Raw genomic sequence first — 23,485 nt, 5'->3', positions numbered from 1 at the left:
AAACAGAAAATGCGCTACGTGACACTTATCTTCACGTAACGCATTCCCCGCTTAAATTAATAAGAAAAAGTATGTTTTTTTACTACGACTCATAATAATTATTTCAATTTAATTCTCTTCGCTTTCGTCCAAGCTCCATAAATCTTCTTTCCGTTGGAACCTTTAACAAAAGCTCTTGCCTTGATGTAATATTTTTTCCCTGCTTTCATTTTTTTTAATTTTATCTTTGTTGTTTTGTAAGTTTTTGTTTTACATTTTTTCATAGATTTCTTTATTGAATATCTGATTTGATATTCAACATTTTTTCTTATACTCTTTTTTACTTTGCTATTTGAAAGAACAATCTTCGCTGTCTTAGATTTTTTCTTCTTTGTCGCAGACTTAATGGAAATTTTTAAATCTTTCTTTTTTATTGTTATTGCAGCAACGCCCGGATCATCAATGGTTATATCTCCTGGTTTATTGTTGTCATCAGGCTGTTTCCATGGATTCTCTATAACGTCTCCGTCAAAATTGTCTGCTGCTCTTACACTACCTGTAATAACACATGTGAATGTGCCCACCAACAATGTAAGCGTCAATATGTATATAAAAAATTTCTTTGAAAATTCTTTCATGTTCTCTCCTTTACTTTCTCACTATCTTTATTTTCTTAGGCTTGCTCCACTTGCTATAATATTTTCTATTTTTTACTACCTTAATAGCTCTAATTCTAACATAGAGTTTTTTCGAGTTCTTGAGCTTCTTATTTTTTAATACAAATTTTACTGTTTTTGAGTTTTTGCTTATTTTCTTACTGTTTACTTTTTTGTTAATTATTTTCTTTTTGAACTTTTTGTTTACTGAAATCTGAATCTGGTACTTTTGTGCACTGCTAACTTTCTTAAACTTCAAATAAACCTTTTTTGAGTTTTTCTTTTTAGTTGCTTTTTTTACTTTGGTAGACTTCACACTTACCTTTTTAGTTGTTTTTGTGATTTTGTCTGTCGTACTTGCTGTTATTATTGTATGTAACGGTTCTGTTGTAACACTCTCGTCAGTAACCATTGTCTTAGTTTCTGTTGCGTTATTATTTGTCGTATTAGTTTGACTTGTGTTGTCATCACTTCCCGTGGCATTGTCACCTGTATTTTTTTCTTCTGTAGTGATACCTGCTGAATCCGATGTATTATCTGATGTTGTTGCTTCCGTTGTTGTTCCTGTTCCCGTTCCTTTTTCAGTTGTTGTTCCTGATTCTGTTACTGTTTCTGTTGTTGTTTCTTTTCTAGTTGTTTTACTTTCTTTCGCCGTTGTTGTACTAAACAATGCACCCCATGGATTATCCATAACGTCGCCGTCAAAATTGTCTGTTGCTCTTACACCACCTGTAGTAACATATGTGAATGTGCCCACCAACAATGTAAGCGTCAATATGTATATTAAAAATTTCTTTGAAAATTCTTTCATGTTCTCTCCTTTACTTTCTCACTATCTTTATTTTCTTAGGCTTGCTCCACTTGCTATAATATTTTCTATTTTTTACTACCTTAATAGCTCTAATTCTAACATAGAGTTTTTTCGAGTTCTTGAGCTTCTTATTTTTTAATACAAATTTTACTGTTTTTGAGTTTTTGCTTATTTTCTTACTGTTTACTTTTTTGTTAATTATTTTCTTTTTGAACTTTTTGTTTACTGAAATCTGAATCTGGTACTTTTGTGCACTGCTAACTTTCTTAAACTTCAAATAAACCTTTTTTGAGTTTTTCTTTTTAGTTGCTTTTTTTACTTTGGTAGACTTCACACTTACCTTTTTAGTTGTTTTTGTGATTTTGTCTGTCGTACTTGCTGTTATTATTGTATGTAACGGTTCTGTTGTAACACTCTCGTCAGTAACCATTGTCTTAGTTTCTGTTGCGTTATTATTTGTCGTATTAGTTTGACTTGTGTTGTCATCACTTCCCGTGGCATTGTCACCTGTATTTTTTTCTTCTGTAGTGATACCTGCTGAATCCGATGTATTATCTGATGTTGTTGCTTCCGTTGTTGTTCCTGTTCCCGTTCCTTTTTCAGTTGTTGTTCCTGATTCTGTTACTGTTTCTGTTGTTGTTTCTTTTCTAGTTGTTTTACTTTCTTTCGCCGTTGTTGTACTAAACAATGCACCCCATGGATTATCCATAACGTCGCCGTCAAAATTGTCTGTTGCTCTTACACCACCTGTAGTAACATATGTGAATGTGCCCACCAACAATGTAAGCGTCAATATGTATATTAAAAATTTCTTTGAAAATTCTTTCATGTTCTCTCCTTTACTTTCTCACTATCTTTATTTTCTTAGGCTTGCTCCACTTGCTATAATATTTTCTATTTTTTACTACCTTAATAGCTCTAATTCTAACATAGAGTTTTTTCGAGTTCTTGAGCTTCTTATTTTTTAATACAAATTTTACTGTTTTTGAGTTTTTGCTATTTGCTATTTTACTAATTATTTTTTTGCTATTTGTTGTTTTACTATTTACCTTGCCATTTATTTTTTTGCTTATTTTCTTACTGTTTACTTTTTTGTTAATTATTTTCTTTTTGAACTTTTTGTTTACTGAAATCTGAATCTGGTACTTTTGTGCACTGCTAACTTTCTTAAACTTCAAATAAACCTTTTTTGAGTTTTTCTTCTTAGTTGCTTTTTTTACTTTGGTAGACTTCACACTTACCTTTTTAGTTGTTTTTGTGATTTTGTCTGTCGTACTTGCTGTTATTATTGTATGTAACGGTTCTGTTGTAACACTCTCGTCAGTAACCATTGTCTTAGTTTCTGTTACATGGTCATCTAATGAACTTACATTTGTTATATTCTCACTTATACTGCCACCATTATTCTGACCTGAAGATGTTATACCTTCATCTGTTGCGTTATTATTTGTCATATTAGTCTGACTTGTGTTGTCATCACTTCCCGTGGCATTGTCACCTGTATTTTTTTCTTCTGTAGTGATACCTGCTGAATCCGATGTATTATCTGATGTTGTTGCTTCCGTTGTTGTTCCTGTTCCCGTTCCTTTTTCAGTTGTTATTCCTGATTCTGTCACTGTTTCTGTTGTTGTTTCTTTTCTAGTTGTTTTACTTTCTTTCGCCGTTGTTGTACTAAACAATGTACCCCATGGATTAGTAAATGTATTCCCGTCATCATAGCCATTTCCCGGAGTTTGTGCTGCCGCAACTGATAAGGTTAGCCCCAACATACAAACTGTACAAAAACCTGCTATTGTCTTTCTCATAATATTCTCCTACAAACGCTCTCTTTTTATAAAAACAATTCTACCATTCTACAATAGAAACCACAAGTCACAATTGACTCTAAAAGGAAAGGAGAGCAGTTTATTCCACTGCCCTCCTCTATTAAATTTTCATATTATTTTTTTAGTTATAATATCAAATTATTTCTTTACTTTAATTTTAACAACCTTTGACCACTTCTTAGCACCAACTGCTTTTACTCTAACGTATAATTTCTTCTTGCCTTTAAGTTTCTTGCTTGAAAGAGTAACTTTTGTCTTCTTAACTGTCTTCTTGTAAAGAACTTTCTTAAACTTCTTGCTTGTTGATACCTGTACTGTGTACTTCTTAGCACCCTTAACTTTCTTGAATGTTAATTTAACTTTCTTTGAGCTAAGTTTCTTTGTTATTTTCTTAGTAATCTTTGTTTTCTTAAGTGAAGCCTTCTTTGTTGTTGGCTTTGCTGTTGTTGGTTTTGCTGTTGTTGGTTTTGCTGTTGTAGCCTTTGGTGTTGTAGCCTTTGGAGTTGTAGTTACATCTGCTGATGTTGCATCCGGTGATGTTACGTCTGCTGATGTTGCATCCGGCTGTGTTACGTCTGCTGATGTTGCATCCGGTGATGTTACGTCTGCTGATGTTGCGTCTGGCTGTGTTACGTCTGCTGATGTTGCATCTGGCTGTGTTACATCTGCTGATGTCACATTGTTTGATGTTGGATCAACTGTTGGCTGTATATCTTCAACCTTCACTAATGTCAACTTAATATTTAATTCTTCATCTGCTGGAGCGTATCCTAAATTTAAATAAATATCAGGTCTTTCTGTTTCAGCCTTATATGATATTTCAAGTGAATTTGTACCTTCCGCGAATTTTACATTTTCTACTTTTTCTCCAATTTTTACTAAACCGTCAAAAGCTTTTGAAGCTGTGTAATCTACTTTTACCTTGTAATCTTTTCCTGCTTCTAAAGAACCAACTACATTTGTTGAGCCAAGAACACGAAGCTGTGTCTGCCAATCTCCACCACCATATTCAGCGAATTTAATATCTACTGTTGCTGAATTGTTGTCTGCTGTTCCTTTATATTTAATGCTCCCTGATGAAAAAGCACTCCAAGGTGATGTTAATGTCCACTGACCTTTGATAGAAGCATAATAGCCATCTTCTTCCGGCTGCTGTTCTGTTGTTGTAACAATCTCAGTTGCTTCTGTTGTTGTAATACCCTTAAAATCAATTACACAACCTGTTGGCATACCACTAAGTTCAAATACTAAAGTTTCTGTTTCTCCTGTTGCCTTAAACTGAAGTGTAGTTTCGTTCTCACCTGCTTTAATTTCAATGTTTGAATTTACTACGTTTGTAACATCAGTTTTTTCATATAAAATTCCTGCCATAGATGAATTTAATTTTGTTTTAATATCATATGTCTTTCCTGCTGTAAGTCCTGTCAATTTTGTCTTAGCCTGTAAATGCCAAGTACCAGGCTTACCACATGACTCATCAATCTTTAAGCTTAAGTCATCTAACTTGCTTCCTGCATAACTCATTTTACCTGCAAGATTATCCCATGTTCCCGCAAACAATTCTGACCAGTCGCCAACTGCAGCGCCCTTACCATCTGTTAAAGCTGTGTACTCAGAATCTTCATATGCTGAAACTGACTTGTTATTGTACACTGTTACACTTGTAACAATTAATGCTATGGCACAAAAGTATGCCATAATTTTTTTGAATCCTTTCTTCATTTGTAACTCCTTTCAAAATTTCCTAATTTTAGTTTTACAAAAACTATGTAGATTTTATCAAACTTTTTGTTGTGTTTAAAGGTATCATTTTTTAGTAAAGGTGTGTTTTTTTTAAAAAGTGTTTTCATGTGAGTATACATCAACAATGAAATATCTTATGTGCGATAGAAATTCTAAAATAATTTCTTATTACACCAAAATAAGGACTATATACTTTATTATACTGTACATAGCCCTTATCATTATTATTTTAATAATCTGAAAAACTTATTTATTTAACTTTAATTTTTACAGCCTTTGACCACTTCTTAGCACCAACTGCTTTTACTCTAACGTACAATTTCTTCTTACCTTTAAGTTTCTTGCTTGAAAGAGTAACTTTTGTTTTCTTAACTGTCTTCTTGTAAAGAACTTTCTTAAACTTCTTGTTTGTTGATACCTGTACTGTGTACTTCTTAGCACCCTTAACTTTCTTGAATGTTAATTTAACTTTCTTTGAGCTGAGTTTCTTTGTTACTTTCTTAGTAATCTTTGTTCGCTTAAGTGAAGCTTTCTTTGTTGTTGGCTTAACTGTTGGCTTAGCTGTTGTAGCCTTTGGTGTTGTAGGCTCAACTGTTGGCTTAGCTGTTGATTCATCTTTTCCGCTATCTGGTGTTGTTTCAACATCTTCTTTAGTTGATGTTTCTGTTACCTTTTCTGTTGATGTTGTAGTTACATCTGGTTTTGTCAAATCCGGTGTTGTTACATCTGCTGATGATGCATCTGGTGAAGTTACATCTGCTGATGTTACGTCTGCTGATGATACGTCTGGTTCAGTTACACTTGGACTCGTTGGAATTTCTCCTTCTCCATTTACGTTAAATACGTTAAGAACTACTTCTTTTCCATCTTTGTCTAAAATAATAACTTCATTTACTTTCTTTGTTAATAAAGATTTTGGAATTCTAATTCCTGTTCCCTTTGAAACATCTACGCTTGTGCCGTTTACTTTTACTTCTGTATAATCAGGTAAGAAACCTTCTGTTGCTTCAAATGCAATATATAACTTATCTCCCTGATCTGTACTTGTGATTGCCTTTGCGCCTGCTGGTGCTTTTGCAAATTTGAAACCAAAGTCTGCATTGTTTTCAATTGCATCATAATCACTTGGCATTGTAACTTTTGTGTTATCGTCTTTTGATTCATCTGTTGATTCACTTGAAGCTGGTTCTTTTACAACATATTCAATTGATGTCTTATCACTCTTACCTGCTTTATTTACAGCTTCAACTGAAATTGTGTATGTGCCTGCTTTTTTAAATAATGCACTGTCAAAGCTATATTCAGGTGCTATAGTTGATTCAACAAATGTATCATTTAAGTATACATTATATGATTCAGCTCCTTCTGATGCATCCCATGAGAATTTGAATGATGCTTCTTCTGTTCCTGTATATGCTAATCCTGCAACTGCAACAGGTACTTTTACATCTTCTTCTGTTGAGGATGATGAATTTGACTCTTCATTTTTTGTTGAATCTGTCTCTTCGTTCTTTGTTGAAGTTGTCTTTGATTCATCTGTTCCACTTGTCTTTGATTCCTCAGGTTTAGTTACCGGATTTTTTTCTTCGCCTTTTACATTGAATATATTAATTACAATTTCTTTTCCATCTTTGTCTAAGATTACTACTTCATTTACTTTCTTTGTTAATAAAGATTTTGGAAGTGTAATTCCTGTTCCCTTAGAAACATCCCTGTCTGTTCCATTAACTTTTAATCCTGTGTAATCAGGTAAAAATCCTTCTACTGCGTTAAAGGCAATAAATAAGTTTTCTCCCTGGTCTGTTTTAACCTCTGCTTTTGCAGCTTCAGGTGCACTTACAAACTTATATCCGAAATCTGCGTTATTCTCAAATGCTGTATAATCACTTGGCATTGTAACTTCTGTATTATCGTCTTTTGATTCATCTGTTGAACTCTGTTGTGGATCTTTTGATTCATCTGTTGAGCTTGGCTGTGGATCCTTTGATTCATCTGTTGATTCACTTGAAGCTGGTTCTTTTACAACATATTCAATTGATTTCTTATCACTCTTACCTGCTTTATTTACAGCTTCAACTGAAATTGTGTATGTGCCTGCTTTTTCAAATAATGCACTGTTAAAGCTATATTCAGGTGCTATAGTTGATTCAACAAATATATCATTTAAGTATACATTATATGATTCAGCACCTTCTGATGCCTCCCATGAGAATTTGAATGATGCTTCTTCTGTTCCTGTATATGCTAATCCTGCAACTGCAACAGGTACTTTTACATCTTCTTCTGTTGATGATGATGAATTTGACTCTTCATTTTTTGTTGAATCTGTCTCTTCATTCTTTGTTGAAGTTGTCTCTTCATTCTTTGTTGAATCAGGTTCTTTAGATTTTACAGTATATTTATATTCAGTTTTGGTGCCTTCTCCCGCTTCATTTACAGCAGCTACTGCAATTGTATATTCACGAGCTTCTGCAAATAAGTCTTTACTAAATTCGTATGTTACACCGTCTACTTTAGTGATAAGTTGTCCATCTAAATATACATTGTAACCATTAGCTCCTGCTACACTTTGCCATGCAAAATAAAATGGTAAATTTTCATTTCCTGCATATGTTAAACCAAGTACCTTTGCAGGTGTTGTAACTTCAGGTGCTTCTGTAGTAGTAGTTGTAGTTGTTGTAGTTGTTGTTGTGTCAGAACTTGCTGGTTCTGTTGTTGTAGTTGTTGTTGTGTCAGAACTTGTTGGTTCTGTTGTTGTAGTTGTTGTTGTACCAGAACTTGCTGGAGTACCTTTCCTAAACACAATTTCAAGCTTACCTGTTGTGCTTGTAATAACAACATGTGTATAAGCATTATCTTCCATTGCTTTCGGATTCAACTTTGTTAAGCCCTGAGTATACATTGATACAACCCCAGCACCTGGTTCAGTTTCAACGCCATTTACTGTAATCTTTGTATCCTCCTGCTTATTGTCTGCTGAATAAGCAAACTGGAATGTTGCTCCTGCATCAAGATAACCTACATTTGCATGAAGTTCATTTGTTATAACTGAATAATAAAGTTCTGGGAACTCTCCACCACCAATTGGTTCTGCCTTTGTGTATGTAAGGCTTGAATAATCCACTCCTTCTTCGCTATCCTGAACTGCTATCGCCGGCGCGTCAGCTTTTACATTCTGTGGTACATATGATATACCTGCTGCCACCATAGAAACTGCACTTAAAATAGCAACACCTTTCTTAAATTGTTTTCTCATATTCTACTCCTTTCAAAAAATAAAATTGTATTAGATTCGATGCGTCTTTCATCACAGTCTGCTTTTATTCTAGCAGATTCATTTTTTCAAAATTAGTAGCCTATTTTTTATTAAGGTGTCTTTTTATATAAAAATCATTTTTATTAGTTCTGAAATTAACGAACTCATATACTTTGCAAAGGGTTACTATTTTTCATATTTACCAAACACTCACACACAACAAATTAATCTTTTGGCACACAAAAAGCCCCTTACGAACCATCACAGTTCATAAGGGACTCTGTTAGATTAAAATATGTAATTTTAATTATTTCTTTACTTTAATTTTAACAACCTTTGACCATTTCTTAGCGCCTACAGCTTTTACTCTTACATATAATTTCTTCTTGTTCTTTAATTTCTTGCTTGAAAGAGTAACTTTTGTCTTCTTAACTGTCTTCTTGTAAAGAACTTTCTTAAACTTCTTGCTTGTTGATACCTGTACTGTGTACTTCTTAGCACCCTTAACTTTCTTGAATGTTAATTTAACTTTCTTTGAGCTAAGTTTCTTTGTTACTTTCTTAGTAACCTTTGTCTGCTTAAGTGAAGCTTTCTTTGTTGTTGCCTTTGGCTTAGCTGTTGTTGGCTTAGCTGTTGTTGGCTTAGCTGTTGTAGCCTTTGGTGTTGTAGTTACATCTGTTGATGTTGAGTCTGCTGATGTTACATCTGCTGATGTTACGTCTGCTGAAGTTACGTCTGCTGAAGTTACGTCTGCTGATGTTACATCTGCTGATGTTACGTCTGCTGATGTTACGTCTGCTGAAGTTACGTCTGCTGATGTTACGTCTGCTGATGATGCATCTGGTGAAGTTACATCTGCTGATGATGCATCTGGCTGTGAAACGTCTGCTGATGATGCATCTGGCTGTGTTACGTCTGTTGTATCTTTTGTTCCATTAACATTCTTAATTACAACTGTTCCTTCTCCATTAGCGTATGTAATTACAACTGTGTTGTATTCTTTTGTTAATGATGTTAAATATACTACAACTCCAGCTCCCTGGATTGCTGTTAAAGCTGCATCATCATTACCATTTACAGTAACCTTTGAAATTCCTGCTGGTACTGTTACATAAACACCGCTTTCTTTAGCGAAACCTGGTTTCTGAATATTTACAACTTCTTTAATTCCTGTTGTCTTTGCTTCATCATAGAACCAAGTTGCTGCTGCATCTCCACCAATTTCTTTTAACTGTTCTGCTGGTGCTTCTACTCCTGTTGTGTCAGCTTTTACACTGTTTGGAACTACTGTAATTCCTGCTACTACCATTGCAACTGCACAAACAACGGCGAGCGCTTTTTTAAGCTGTTTTTTCATCTCTATTTCTCCTTTCATTGTAAAAAAACATACCCGATTGAATCTTCCTATAATATTTTCATTCAATCTTATGTTGCCAATTTTTGGCTCCGTTTAAGTATACCATTTTTTTTTAAAGTGTCAATTTTATATAAAACAATTTTTCCCCTTGTAACGGTTCGAGACGAATTTTTGTGTATTATGTATATTTTTTATTATTATTTTTACGCAAATTGCACTATTCACTGTATATTTTTTATATTCTTGGTATAAAAAACATTTTTTTTATTAATTTTTATTACATAACAAAGCTAAAAGTCACTCACTATATTGCAAATAGCACAAAAAAATCAAACTGACAATACATCTAGTTTTCTTCCTCGGACAAATATATTGCAGTTTGATTTTTTATTTTAGTAAAATAAGTATTTATTTTTTAATTCTAACTTTCTTTGGCTTGGACCATTTAGCTGCGCCTACAGCTTTTACTCTTACATACAATACCTTTTTCTTTTTAACTTTTGAGCTTGTTATTGAAACTTTTGTTTTCTTCACTGTTTTCTTAACAAGAACTTTTTTAAAATTCTTTGTTGCAGAAATCTGTACTGTATATTTCTTTGCTCCCTTAACCTTTTTGAAACTTATACTAATCTTTTTAGAATTATTCTTTTTACTTGTAGTTATAAGCTTTGTCCTAGCAAGTTTGCTTGTGTTCTTTGATGTTGTAGGCTTTTTACATGTTGTTGATGGTTTAGTTGTTGTTGTAGGCTTTTTACATGTTGTTGATGGTTCAGTTGTTGTTTCCTGAGTATTCTTAACTTCAATTTCAACCTTCTTACCTACATAAGTTTTGTCGTCTTTTACAGTGTAGCCTTCAATTGCATAACTATATGTTTTGCCTTCTTTTACATCTGAATCTACATAAGATGTATCTTTCACATTAGCGATTTTTGTCCATTCTTCTGTAGAAGTTGTTCTTCTGTAAACATTGTAGCCATTTACTTCTTCTGACTTATTCCATGACAATGTTACATTTTTGCCGTTTGCTTTGCCTGCAAAAGCTTTTACCTTTGCCGGGATTATAGTCATTTTTACATTCTTTGTATTATTAAAGTTACCAAATCCTGTAAGGATAGCTGTTCCTTCACCTACTTCAACATTATTTTGATATGTTACTGTGTAGTCTACTCCTTCAGTTAATAGGCAATTATAGTTTAGTTCATTGTTAATTAATCTTACAGAATAATTCTTAGCCTCTATTGGCTTTCCTGTATATTCATAAGTCCCTAAAATATTATAAGAAACACACGCATAAATGGCTCTTGGTATTATTCTGTATGACATTTCCGCTGTTCCTTTGAAGCCATTTTTCTTAATACCCTTGATTGTGTATGTAGCGTAACCTACATTGACGTCATTTCTAAATGAGATTGTATAATCAACATCTTTTGTTAATTTCTTATTATCATAGTATACATCAATTGTTGGTATTGTTTCTCCACCTGTATAACTATTAGAGTATCTTAAGCTTAAATTACAGTAAATCTTTGTTATGTCCTTGTATGTGTTTTTGTCTAATTTAGTTTTTCCACATGTACTACATTCAAAGTCATCACCTTCAGGTACTTCTTCTTTCCATGTATGTTCCAAACCTCCATCTACACACTGTTCCCAGGCAGGTGCTAGTTCAATGTCTTCTTTTACAACTACGCGTGATTCTTTGTCATAAGTTGTTGTTCCATCAGTCCAGCCTACAAAAATTCTATTAGCTGAATCTGATTTTGGATAGTCCATGTAAACAGTGTCGCCATCTAAAACTTCTGTTGTTTCAATTCCTTTTTCATCCTCGAATGTTACTGTATGACTTTGCTTATCTGTAAAGTTTACAGTAGCATAGTTCATTCTTGTAAGGTTACCATTTGCATCCTTTGCCCATACTGTAACGACGTTCTTTGAATCTTTATTAGTTAATAATTCTGCAGGAATTGTTATTACTACTTCATTGTTCTCAGATTTTACATTATCAATGTATTTTCCGTTAATGTAGTAGTTAAATGAAGTATCAGCCTTGTTATCTGACTTAAAATTCAATGTAACCTTATCTGTATCGGTGCTTACATGAAATGCGTTGTCGCTGTTTTTTACAACTTTGCTTGTTTCATTAATATCACTTCCAGAGTCATTTGCTCCTGAAGTGTTAGCAACTCCGCTTCCATAGTTGCTATTTGTGCCATTATTTTCTGTCATTGAAACAGTTATATCCTTGCTTACAGGTGCACCAAATGATTTCATTGCTGAGGCGTCTGTTCCAAACTGTTCATTAATCCATGTAAGTCTCTTCTTCATCCACTGTTTTAAAGTTGCAAAATCTCCTTCAAAACCTTTTGAATAGAACCACATACTTTCATTATGTGTCGCTGATGTTTTTAATGTGTCATGCCAGCCGTCAAGTAAGCCTCCATCAGCATAAATATTATTTAAGAAATCTCTATTTTTCATGTAAAGTTCTCTTGCTTTTATAACAAAGTAAGGATCTTTTACATACTGTGAGAACCATGTTCTGTCCTTTGCAGTCCAACGTTCAATTCCCTGTGCTCCGAAAGGTGCAACAGAGCCTGAACTGAAATCATAATCCCAAATAGGACCAAAAGTTAAACCGCCATCTATTTCCTTTGTAACGTATGTACTTCTTCCGCCAAATTCATTTACCTGAATTTCAGAAGCAAACCAAAAAGCTACAAGAGAATCGAAATTACATAACTGTGTATAAGATGTTTTTACACCGTCTATGTCAATACAACCGTCTGTGCTATATGTGGCATTTTCAAAATTCTGCATATATGTCTTAATACTATTAAAGACAGTTTCGTTTGTTTTAATAAATTCCGGATTTTTAAACATAACACACTGTTTCTTGTCTGTATAAAACAAGGATGCCTCATCAGCATTGTTGTCAATTTCCATTAAGAATCCACCGTTAGCGTTTGGAATTTCATAGTAGTCATCGATATTGTATGTAACGTCATTGTATGTAACTGTTTTAGTTGTCATCCAGTTAAGGTCTTCTTCCATTTGTGTTGAAAGCGCCTTTTCTTCCTTACTAGACAAATTATTTTTCTTGGCGATTTTTTCTGCAATTGTTCCTGCAGTGTCTTCCCAGTCATAAGTATCTGCTCTGTCTTTTGATATTCTTACCTGTTCACATAATTGGTAAGTTCCAAGTTTTTTTCCATTAATAACCACCTCAACCCAAACAGTATCCATGGCTGTTACACCAAATGTTTTACCTATCTTTGATGAAAGCGCATTTCTCATCTGAGTTTCATCTATATAATTGGCAAGTAATAACCAATGTTTATTTTTGCCCATTCCAAATAGGCTTGTTTTCTTATCTAATTTTAATTTATATGCTTTTTTGGGAAACCATCTCCATGTAGAATTTCCATGACCTTTTACTTTTGTAACCCCATCATATTCTACTTTTCCTTCTGTTCCATCTGTTCCTGCATCCTGAATTTTTAAATTAGCATCAATGTAGTCTTCCTTAGATGCAATTTCTCCATTGTCTTCTGTGTTAATGTATACAACAGGCAAACCACTTTTTGTCACATCGTAATCGTCTGTTGATGTGTTTCCTGCCAAATTTTCTTTTGTGTCTTCAGTATTTTTTTCAGCTACTGTACTAACATCGGATCCACTCCCATTTTCAGCATAAGCAGTGTCGAAATTGACACTGCTCATACCTAAAATCAAAGTGCAAACTGTTGTACAAGAAATAATTTTCTTAACTATTTTTCTGTACATTATCTGCTCCTATTCTTATTTGTTTTTAATCTTAACAGGTTTTGACCATTTTCCATAAGATGTATTCTTACCAACTTTTCTAAATGCTCTTACTCTTGCATATAAAGTTTTCTTATTCTTAAACTTCTTAGAAGTTACTTTAATTGTTACCGCGTTCTTATTAGCTTTTACAACTTTCTTTGTACAAGTTACTAACGCTTTCTTGTTGTTATTAGCATTTTTCTTTGTTGTGTAAACTCTTACCTGATATCCATTAGCCTTATTAACCTTCTTAACCATTAATGAGATTTTCTTCTTAGAAACTCTCTTAGCTGATTTCTTAGCAACACTTGCCTTACCAAGTTTCTGTGTTGTAACTACAGTTGTTGGTTTCTTAGTTGTTGGTTTCTGTGTTGTAGTTGCCGGTGTAGTCGGCTTTTCTGTTGTTGTAGTAGGTTCTGTTGTTGCTGGTTCTGTTGTTGTATCAGTTGTAGTTTCAGGCTCTTTAACCATGTAGCCGTTTTCATCAAACTTGTACATCTTGCCCTTAATTTCTACTTCACCTGTTACATAATTTTCACCCCAGTAATATCTTGTACCCTTAACATTTCCATCTGAATCAAGTTCATCTTCAAAAGCACCTACTGTAAGTTTACCGTCTTTTGCAAATGTGTAAGTTCTCTTTGTATTCTTTCCTCTTGTTGTGATAATCCACTGACCGCCTGATAACATACGACCCATTTCTTTACCGCTGTTCTGGAAGTAATAGAGATTTCCGTCAATTTCCTGCCACATTAATGCATAGCTACCGCCTGCTGTGTAGTATCTTGTAATAGTAACATCTTTGCCTTTCTTATCCTTAACAACTTCTTCAACAAATGAGCCTCTTACAAACTTACCATTTTCATCAAAAGTATATTCTTTTCCGTCAATTGTATTCTTGCCTGTAACTGCTACTCCGTCTTCTCCTACATAGTAGTTGTCATTGTCATTTGTTTCCCATCTGTTCTTATCAAGATTTCCATTTGCAAAGAACATTGGAAGACCATTGTCCTTATTAGTTGCAATACCTGTGTAACCGTCAACTTTTCTTGAGCCATCACACTTCTTACATATTAAATGTCCATCTCCCTGATATACATAATCATGGATTCCATTTGCACATTCACCTTTTGACTTTGTATATGTGTCTAATAAATTTCCATCCTGATCATATACATCAACTTTAAATTCTGATGCATTTGCATCAACTGAGAAATAAATTCCGTCGTAGTCTGTGTTTCCAAATTTAGCGAAATCATAACCTCTTACATTTGTTGCAGGGTATGATTTTTCACCTGTTGAACCACATACATAATATACTGTTCCGTTTTCTGTGTCTCTTGTGCCTGCCTTTAATGGATTTGTTCTTGCATAAGCATGATCATGCCCTGAGAACATAAAATCAATACCTGCTTGGTCACATGCTTCTGAAATATACTTATGTACGTTTTCGCAGTCATGTGTTGTTTCATTTGTTCCATAAGGTGGCTGATGTGACACAACAACTTTCCATTTTGCATTGCTCTTTGCTGCATCTTCTACTAACCATTTTGCATCTTCAATTGTCTGATTCTTTGAAGCTGTGTATCCAATAACTGCAACGTATACATTTCCATAAGTTACTGAGTAGTGATGTTCACTTTCAATATTGAACATATTCTTTGCAATTGTTGAATCAGGATCACCTGCTAATTCATGGTTTCCTGTTACATGAATCATATCAACACCCTTAAATACATCACCGTCAAAGGCTGTTAAAATATTATCCCAGTAATTGTACTTTGTAGGATCATCTACAAAGTCACCTGTCTGAACACCAAAATCATAATGTTCTTTTGAAATCATATCTGTAATCTTAGAAATAATTGTTGTATCTTCTGCCTGTGTATCACCAACTAAGAAGAACTTAGTATCTTCATTCTTGTAAGCAGTTGTAAATTCATATTCCTTAGACCATAAATCTCCGTCTCCAACTTTGTATATGTAAGTTGTATCAGCATCTAAATTGCTAATTTCTGCTGAGTTAGCATAGATAATTCTATTTTCTTTTACATCTGAATATCCAGAAAGAGATGTAAGTTTGCACTTGCCTTCAACCTTCTTGAATGCAGCGTCTCCATCTTTTTCATAATCACTCTTCTTTGCGTATAAAACAACAGGTGTGTCTTCACTTACGCCCGGTTTTGAAACCCAAGTGATATTCTTCATAGATGTTGAATCTTTGACAGCATTAACCTTAACAAATGTTGGTGTACCATCTTCATTACCGGCTGTAGCGTATGTCTGTGCCTTGGTAATAAATGAACGATGTCCATTGTCATCCTGAGCATAAACTGAAATTGCCTGTGCTTCCTGAAACTTAGATGTTGTAATATTTCCTCTTAAATCTGTCTTACCAAGAAGTTCACCATCCTCCTTATAAACAGATACACCTTTCACTCTCTTGCCTGTCTTGCTGTCTTTAACTGACATTGTAATGTCCATTCCTTCAATTAAGTCACTGAAAGAAATTGTGTAGTAATCACCGATATCTGTATATTCTGTATCCTGAACAAATGTATATGTTTCTTCACCGTCACCTGCTGCAATCTTATATGTTGCGCTAGGAATTGAATATGAGAATTTGCTTCCAGCGCTTACATCTAATGGAATCTTTACAGATAATGTTGCAATCTTATTTGAGTCTTCGTTTGCTGTATCTGCATAAGTTGCAATCTGATTACTTGTTTCACTTGCTTTTTTCTTAGCATAGATTGTTACCTGATTGTTTGCTTTGTTATATTCAGGTTCTTTTGCCTGTTCAAAGCCTTCAGCATAACTTACTGAATAATCAGAATAACCTTTTGCTAATTTAACTGTTGCTGTTAATTCATTAACTTTACTTACATCACTTGCTGTAAAGTCGATGTTCGCCTCGTCACCAATATTTACTTCTCCCTGTGAAGTAGCATTAATTGTAACTGTATTGTCATCTTTATTTTTCACTTCAAAAGTCTTTGTCTTTGACGCTTCGTTACCGAACTTATCTCTGACAGAGAATTTGATAGTATGCTTTCCGTTTGCAAGTTTCTGGTTATTTAATGAGATTTCATCCTTACTTTCGTCAGTATGCATACTACCGCCATTTGTAAGATTAACACCATCTAACCATACGTTTGCTGTTGTAAAATCTACACCTGATGTGTATTTGTTTTGTAAGTCTGATGCTCTTGCTGTGAATGTTACATTGTTTGTGTCAAGCACTGCATCATCATTTAATTCAGTTCCGTTGGCTGAAATTGTATCAATACTTGGGTTGTCTGTATCATCAGTATTTGCTCCATATACGAACTGAATGTTGTCAATATAGATTGCTCCCTTACGGTCACTTGGCTGAACTTCGTTTCCATCCTTGTCATATTTACCCATACCTGTTCCGTTTACGAACATAAGTCTAATCATGTTGTTTCCAAGGAATTTGTATGGTGCCTGATAATCCTTTAAACTGGCTTCTACATATTTCCAACCTGTCCAATCGAAACCACCAAGTTTATGTTCATCCAAATTTGCTTCTTCTGTAAAGTTCAAGTTAAGAACTGTTCCGTTAGCATCATATAGTTGAATTCTCAACCAAAAGTTTGGTATTCCTTCCGGTGCATATACATACATACCAATTCCTGTTGGTGTTCCAGGTATGTCTCCTGATGGATTTTCAAGACCTACGCATGCACCTTCTGTAACAGCTCCACACTGTGAGAAGTCATAGTTTAATTTAAGCGAATGATTACCAAATCTTACAGGCTCACCACTTGCAATATCAACAACTTCTGTAGACTCGTTACCACCTCTGCCATAATTCATTGTCTTAAATCCGGCATTTGGTTCTTTCTTGTCTGCTGCTGTTGAATACCAGTCTGCTGCAGGAATTACTGTTCCATCTTCCATTGTATGGTCTTCAAAGTCATATACAACTGTTGGCTGTAATCCTACAACAACATTAATTGTTGCCTGGATGTCGCTATCTTTGTACTTACATCTGATAGTTCCATATAAAGTATTTCCGTCTGATGATGTAAATTTATTATCCTTAAATGTACCAATTGATAAATCACTAGGCTGTTTGTTAGCATCTGTTACATTTTCAGTTGTCCAAATAAAATCACCATCTACATAATTAACCTGTCTGTTATTCCACTTAACAGTTAAACCTAAATCTGTTTCTTCTTCAAAACCAAGGTTTACTTCATCATTTACGAATGTAATGCTGTCAGGTTTTCTTACTTCAATTGTTGTGCTACCAACAACTTTATCTCCTGACTTTAACTGTACTTCTACAGTTCCTTCTGTTCCATTAGAAACAAATTGACCTGTTGTTCCATCAATTGTGCCAAAGCTATCATCTTTTAATACAAAAGTTGCATCTTTAGGCAAATCTGCCTTGCCACCTGCACTGTCAACACCTGTTGCTTCAAACTGTACAGTTGAACCTGGTGTATATACTTCCTCTAAAGGTGAGATTGTTGCATGATCAAATTCACCATCTGCCTTTGCATCTGAATAAATGAATAACGATGAAGAAACTTTTCTTTCTGTTCCATCAGATGGGCTATTCTTTACTTCTAATGAATCTGTTCCTTCTGTTCTTGATGCAAATGTTGCTGAACCACCACCATCTAAGTATAATGCTTCAACGCATCCCATAGCTGCCATTTGTTTTGCAGTTTCATAAAGTGACTGACCACATGACTTTGGTGCCTGTCTACCATCTGCTTCATATATAATAACTGAACCGTCTGCCTTTATACCTACTGCACATCTTGGGCTTGTGTATGGATCGTATGCTAATTCTTCTAATGCCTTTCCATCTTTTACTAAAAAGAATGGTGAACCAATAGCTTCAACTACATTATCTAAAGGTTCATATGCTTCTCTACAATCAGCTGTTCCATCTTTCATTATTGCAAAGTATGGATACTCGTTCTGAGACTGAACAATGTCTCCTCCCATAACTAATGCACCCCATGGCTGACCTGTTCCCATGTCAAAATAATCACCATTAATTGCTGCTACGATTGTTTTTCCTGTTGCTTTTTCTGCTACTTTTACCTGATCTCGAACTGTCTGCATGCCCCATTTACCGGTCTTATCATAGTCCTTATAACCAGCCATCATTCCAACACTAGATGTTTTCAAATCTACTTCTGCCATATAGGCCTGAACCTGATTATTTCCATCCTTATCTACTGTTGTAATGTGTTTCTCCTTAATACCAGGTGCTATACTGTATTCTTTTACAGATGTTAGCACTCTGTCTTCCGGTACTTTAACACTTGCACCGTAAACAGTTATACTGCTCACTACCATTGCTGTTGCAAGTACCACAGATAAAAATTTCTTACCTGCTTTTTTTAACATGTGTTTTCCCTCCTCTTTGTTAAATGTTTTCATTTGTCATTTTCGTATTTTTAGCCCATTTTATACATTTTTTGGCAAATGATACTTTACGATTATAGCATTGATTCCTATTAATTAATAGGGGCAATTTGTAAAAAAAGAGGATAGCATTACTACTATCCTCTTAAAAATGTTTTTATTAATTTAACTACTTTTTAACTTTAATCTTAACTGGCTTAGACCACTTCTTAGCTCCAACTGCCTTTACTCTAATGTATAATTTCTTCTTGCCTTTAAGTTTCTTACTTGAAAGAGTAACTTTTGTCTTCTTAACTGTCTTCTTGTAAAGAACCTTCTTGAACTTCTTGCTTGTTGAAACCTGAATTGTATATTTCTTAGCGCCTTTAACCTTCTTGAATGTTAATTTAACCTTCTTTGAGCTAAGCTTCTTTGTTACTTTCTTTGTAACCTTTGTCTGCTTAAGTGAAACCTTCTTTGTAGTTGGTTTAGCTGTTGTTGGTTTAACTGTTGGCTTAGCTGTTGGCTTAGCTGTTGGCTTAGCTGTTGTTACCTTAGGTGTTGTTGTTTCATCTGAAGTTGATGCATCTGGTGTTGATACATCTGGTGTTGATACATCTGGTGTTGTTACATCTGGTGTTGATACATCTGGTGTTGATACATCTGGTGTTGTTACATCAGCAGATGATGCATCCGGTGATGTAACATCTGCTGATGATGCATCCGGTGATGTAACATCTGCTGATGATGCATCTGGTGTTGTTACACTTGAATTTGTTGTTGCACTTGGTGTTGTTGTTGATGTTGTTGTATCTGAAGATTCAACCTGCTTCTTAACCTCAACTTCCATTGTAACACCTTCTGTTTCACGACCACTTACAACTGCTGTAATCTTAATAGTATGCTTACCTTCTGTTGTAAATGTGTATTCTAATTCCTGTGCCTTTACACCTTCTTTATAAAATGCACCGTCAATGTATACATTATATAACTGTCCTAAAGCTACCTGTTCGTCTGTTTCTGTCCATGAGAACTTAACTGTCATATTTTTCTGAGATACAATCTTCTGACCTGTAACTTCAATTGGAGTTTTTGGAATATCTTCTGCTGGAACATCACCAAATACTGCAATTTCTGTTACCTGAGCACCATATATTACTGCTGCTGGATAGAAAATTCTTACATATCTTACTTTTTCGATTTCAGTTGTTATATCTGCTGAAATTACGAAAGGTGCTTTATTCTGTTTAACTCTTTGAGCATCAAACTCATCCTGACTAACTGTTGCTACAGTTGACCACTCATTCTTATCAGTTGAGAACTGAACCTGCTGTCCTTCTTTTTCAGGCCAGCATCCACCTGTTAATATTCTGTACCATACACTTACGTTTTTAATAAGTGATGTATTATATTCTTTACCTAAATCAATGATAAAGTATCCTTCTGCTGTATTCTTTGTTGTTGTTGCATAATCTGTGCCTGAAATAATACCGTTTGTAACGCTACCGTCTCCTTCAGCACTCTTATCACCTGCAAGCTCATAAGCCTTATCTAAAGCAAAGTTCTTTGAATAATCTGCTGCATCATCAACTACTGTCTTAACCTTAACAGCTTCGCTGACAATACCTTCTGAGAAACCACCTGCATAATATGATACAACCTTAATTGTATGCATTCCTGATTCTAAGTCTGTTAATGTATAATCTTTTCCTGCTTCACAATCAGATACTGTAGCATCTTTTGCATCATCTAAATATACAAAATACTTATATCCTTCCTGATTTTCTCCTGCTGTAATGTTAAATGTAAGTTCACCCTTAGCTGTTGATGAAACAGAAACTGCTGCTGCATTAGCTGCTGGTTCAACTTCAACTGGATTACCAGGTTTTTCTGAAAATACAGCTATTTCAGCAATCTGTGCTCCCCATTCAACATCCTCATCAATGTAAACTCTTACGTTTGATACATTTCCTTTCATTGCAGATTTATCAATGACTGTAGGAACCATCATCTGATCCCCATCAGCATATCCATTTGCTCTTTCTTCCGGATAATCATCACTTGTTGTTTTTGCTACTGTATCATAAACACCATTAACTCCAAATTGAATACTATATCCATTCTTTGGATAAAAATGAGAATCTCCTGATCTCCACCAAATAACTACTGCATCAATGCTTTCTGCACTATATGTCTGTCCTAAATCTACATCAAAATATCCTGTCTTACCATTTTCAACAGTAATAGCTCCGTAATTTTTATTTCCCTTATCAGCTATACCATCTGTAAGATATTCTGCCTGTCCTTCTCTCCATGTAGGACCACCTACAGCTGTCTTATTATATGCAAGGTTTTCTTCTGTAGTAAGTTTTGCTGCATAATCAATTGTTGGTTCAACTGGATCTGGTTCACTTTCCTCAACCTTAAATTCTGATGCTATAATAGTATAAGCTTCCTCAAGTGTTTCACCCTCGCCCTGACCTAATGGCATATAAACACTTATAGTGTCTGCTTTAGCTGTAAACTTATATGAGAATGTTGTACCTTCTGCTGTTACATTAACATCTTCATTTTTCTTTGCTGATCCATTTGTCACCTCAACAGGAATGACTTTGTTAACTGTTGATGTAAGTTTCAATGAAACTGTGTAAGTCTGTCCTTCTGTTACCGGAACTCCTTCTAAGAATGCTCCGTAAGACCACTTATCAGCATCAGCAGGAATATCTTTAACTTCAAATCCTTCCTGAGTATAGTCTGACTTTACAAGTTCATCTGTTTCCGGTGTCTGTAACTTCCATTTAAGTGAAGTATCTTCATCTTCACCTGTACTTGCTTTTGTTACTGTTAAAGGAACAGTTGCTACCTGACTTGTTAAATCTCCTGTTCCAGTAAAAGTAATCACATATTCACCTGCATCTAAAGAAGCTAACTCACTAACATAGATTGAATCTCCATTATTCTTCTCCTTTAAATCAAGTATTGTTTCATCTGCTTTCTTTACAACTACTGTTGCTGTTCTTGAAGTTGTCTCACTGCCTTCCCATGCAAAACCAAAGCGCATTGTATCTTCAAATGCTCCTTGACATGTGAATCCAGGATAATTACCTGTAGGTGTTCCAACTTCATAAGTAACACCTTCAGCCGCAAGTGTGGCTGCCTGGATAGTCTGTGGTGTATATGTAATACCTGCAACAACCATAGCTATTGCTGATAAAATAGCCACAAACTTCTTCATTTTTTTACTAAAGTTCATAATACCTCTCCTTTCGATTAGTAAATTTTCATCTTAGAGTTCATTCTCCTTGATTTTTTAAATTTTTCATCCCAGAGTTTCTCTCTTTGACTGCTTTCTATTCTACTATATTTCCATATTTAAAACAACAAAATGCACTAAAGAAAACCATTTTATTTTATTTTTTTATGCAACTTTAACAATGGTGATTTTTAAGCAATTATGTTCAAAAAAGAAGTGACCATCAGGATAATAGTCACTTCTTTTTGGTAGTTTTTCACAATAAAAACACTTTTATTCATTTTTTCATTCCAATTAATTTATGTATGTAATCCCTTTTTATAAATTAATTAAACATAAGTTTTGGAGTTCTGTCTACTCTGTATATCCCCCAGTTCTTTTCAGCTTCATTTGGTCTGTTGCCACCCTTCCATGGTTCGTCAAAAGCTTCAAACATATAGGCAATTATCTGTTCCCTATCTGTCCAGTTCCAAAACGCATCATAATATTTCTTCTGGTTCTCCTCGTTTGCCTGACCTTCTTTCATCTGCTTAAAATCAGCGCAATCTGTAGCCCAGCCTACTTCTGAAAATAACACAAATTTGTCAGGATACATTTCCTTGATTTTATTGTACCAGGTTTTATTTACTTCCAAAGCTTCCTCCACAGTGTTTCCATACCATAATGGGTATGAATGAACGCTAATAATATCAAGATGTTTAGCAAGTTCTTCAAGTTCCACCCACTCGAAAGCACCTTCGTTAAAAGTTACAGGCTTGCCTGTTCCTTCTCTTAATCTGTCTGCAAATTCAATTAAACGTTCTACAGGCACATTGTTAGCACCCCATTTTGGTGTATTTTCGTTTCCAACTGAAACAGCGTTAATAACATCAGAGTAGTTATTAGCAATTTCAATTAATTTTTCAATGTTATTATCATTTCTTTTTGCTCTATTAACAAGTTCCTCATCTGTGTAAGTTTCTTTTAACCATGGACAACCTGGATTATTTACCTCTGATATTAAATCTGGTCCTAACATTACCTTCATATCAAGACCTAAGTCGCGGATTACCTGGCATGTCATTTCTGCATAGCTAATTGGATCGTACATTCTAATATACTTAAATCCCATTTCATCTAAAATTTTTAAATCCTCAACAATCTGGTCGTATGTTGGATATGTACAGGTTTTTGGACTTTGTCCTTCTCTATATCCTGAATAGCAAATTGCTCTGCCCCAATCAAACATTTATTTTCTCCTTCTGTATCAATATATTTCTAATATCCTTGCAATTCTTAGGTAATTGTATATTTCCGGCTGTGAAAAACATTATTATAAGAAAGTGCTGTGGAGCCGTTGGTTCACAAAGGCAGCGTAGTCGGCTTTGTAGAACCACTACGAGCGGAACGCAGCGGGAGCGTGCTTTCGT

General features: G+C 34.6%; 11 protein-coding genes. All 11 read right to left on the bottom strand.

Translation table 11 applies throughout. The annotated features are described in order from the left end of the window. Positions 1 to 98: 98 nt before the first annotated feature. Complete coding sequence (locus tag ACQY63_RS11580; RefSeq protein WP_428245254.1) at positions 99 to 617, bottom strand: hypothetical protein; 519 nt, start codon at positions 615 to 617, stop codon at positions 99 to 101. Positions 618 to 627: 10 nt separating this feature from the next. Then, the gene (locus tag ACQY63_RS11575) at positions 628 to 1,446 is read right to left on the bottom strand and encodes a hypothetical protein (protein WP_428245253.1); all 819 of its coding nucleotides are present in this window, start codon (positions 1,444 to 1,446) and stop codon (positions 628 to 630) included. Between the two features lie 10 nt (positions 1,447 to 1,456). Continuing rightward, positions 1,457 to 2,275 carry a hypothetical protein gene (locus ACQY63_RS11570; protein WP_428245253.1) on the bottom strand — a complete coding sequence of 273 codons (819 nt, stop codon included), beginning with the start codon at positions 2,273 to 2,275 and terminating at the stop codon, positions 1,457 to 1,459. Positions 2,276 to 2,285: 10 nt separating this feature from the next. Beyond that, positions 2,286 to 3,251 carry a hypothetical protein gene (locus ACQY63_RS11565; RefSeq protein WP_428245252.1) on the bottom strand — a complete coding sequence of 322 codons (966 nt, stop codon included), beginning with the start codon at positions 3,249 to 3,251 and terminating at the stop codon, positions 2,286 to 2,288. A gap of 159 nt (positions 3,252 to 3,410) precedes the next feature. Beyond that, the gene (locus tag ACQY63_RS11560) at positions 3,411 to 4,994 is read right to left on the bottom strand and encodes a hypothetical protein (protein ID WP_428245251.1); all 1,584 of its coding nucleotides are present in this window, start codon (positions 4,992 to 4,994) and stop codon (positions 3,411 to 3,413) included. A 271-nt stretch (positions 4,995 to 5,265) separates the two neighbouring features. After that, positions 5,266 to 8,271, bottom strand: coding sequence for a hypothetical protein (locus ACQY63_RS11555; RefSeq protein WP_428245250.1), 3,006 nt, complete (start codon positions 8,269 to 8,271; stop codon positions 5,266 to 5,268). 307 nt (positions 8,272 to 8,578) lie between these two features. Beyond that, complete coding sequence (locus ACQY63_RS11550; RefSeq protein WP_428245249.1) at positions 8,579 to 9,628, bottom strand: hypothetical protein; 1,050 nt, start codon at positions 9,626 to 9,628, stop codon at positions 8,579 to 8,581. 408 nt (positions 9,629 to 10,036) lie between these two features. After that, positions 10,037 to 13,411 carry a CotH kinase family protein gene (locus ACQY63_RS11545; RefSeq protein ID WP_428245248.1) on the bottom strand — a complete coding sequence of 1,125 codons (3,375 nt, stop codon included), beginning with the start codon at positions 13,409 to 13,411 and terminating at the stop codon, positions 10,037 to 10,039. Between the two features lie 15 nt (positions 13,412 to 13,426). Then, positions 13,427 to 18,826, bottom strand: coding sequence for a phosphodiester glycosidase family protein (locus ACQY63_RS11540; protein ID WP_428245247.1), 5,400 nt, complete (start codon positions 18,824 to 18,826; stop codon positions 13,427 to 13,429). Positions 18,827 to 19,013: 187 nt separating this feature from the next. Beyond that, positions 19,014 to 22,076 carry a hypothetical protein gene (locus tag ACQY63_RS11535; RefSeq protein ID WP_428245246.1) on the bottom strand — a complete coding sequence of 1,021 codons (3,063 nt, stop codon included), beginning with the start codon at positions 22,074 to 22,076 and terminating at the stop codon, positions 19,014 to 19,016. Between the two features lie 325 nt (positions 22,077 to 22,401). Beyond that, entirely contained in the window at positions 22,402 to 23,304 is a 903-nt protein-coding gene (locus ACQY63_RS11530; protein WP_022164600.1) for a glycosyl hydrolase family 17, read from the bottom strand. Positions 23,305 to 23,485: the final 181 nt, after the last annotated feature.

It is taken from the genome of Eubacterium sp. Marseille-QA0814 (genome assembly GCF_965119675.1).
Classification (GTDB): Bacteria; Bacillota; Clostridia; order Lachnospirales; family Lachnospiraceae; genus Eubacterium_G.
This window is presented reverse-complemented; position numbering and strand designations above follow the sequence as displayed.

Bases quoted from the DNA above. Each gene is read 5' to 3' on its own strand.
- ACQY63_RS11560 (WP_428245251.1), bottom strand. From the start codon at position 4,994: ATGAAGAAAGGATTCAAAAAAATTATGGCATACTTTTGTGCCATAGCA.
- ACQY63_RS11565 (WP_428245252.1), bottom strand. From the start codon at position 3,251: ATGAGAAAGACAATAGCAGGTTTTTGTACAGTTTGTATGTTGGGGCTA.
- ACQY63_RS11555 (WP_428245250.1), bottom strand. From the start codon at position 8,271: ATGAGAAAACAATTTAAGAAAGGTGTTGCTATTTTAAGTGCAGTTTCT.
- ACQY63_RS11545 (WP_428245248.1), bottom strand. From the start codon at position 13,411: ATGTACAGAAAAATAGTTAAGAAAATTATTTCTTGTACAACAGTTTGC.
- ACQY63_RS11580 (WP_428245254.1), bottom strand. From the start codon at position 617: ATGAAAGAATTTTCAAAGAAATTTTTTATATACATATTGACGCTTACA.
- ACQY63_RS11530 (WP_022164600.1), bottom strand. From the start codon at position 23,304: ATGTTTGATTGGGGCAGAGCAATTTGCTATTCAGGATATAGAGAAGGA.
- ACQY63_RS11540 (WP_428245247.1), bottom strand. From the start codon at position 18,826: ATGTTAAAAAAAGCAGGTAAGAAATTTTTATCTGTGGTACTTGCAACA.
- ACQY63_RS11575 (WP_428245253.1), bottom strand. From the start codon at position 1,446: ATGAAAGAATTTTCAAAGAAATTTTTAATATACATATTGACGCTTACA.
- ACQY63_RS11570 (WP_428245253.1), bottom strand. From the start codon at position 2,275: ATGAAAGAATTTTCAAAGAAATTTTTAATATACATATTGACGCTTACA.
- ACQY63_RS11550 (WP_428245249.1), bottom strand. From the start codon at position 9,628: ATGAAAAAACAGCTTAAAAAAGCGCTCGCCGTTGTTTGTGCAGTTGCA.
- ACQY63_RS11535 (WP_428245246.1), bottom strand. From the start codon at position 22,076: ATGAACTTTAGTAAAAAAATGAAGAAGTTTGTGGCTATTTTATCAGCA.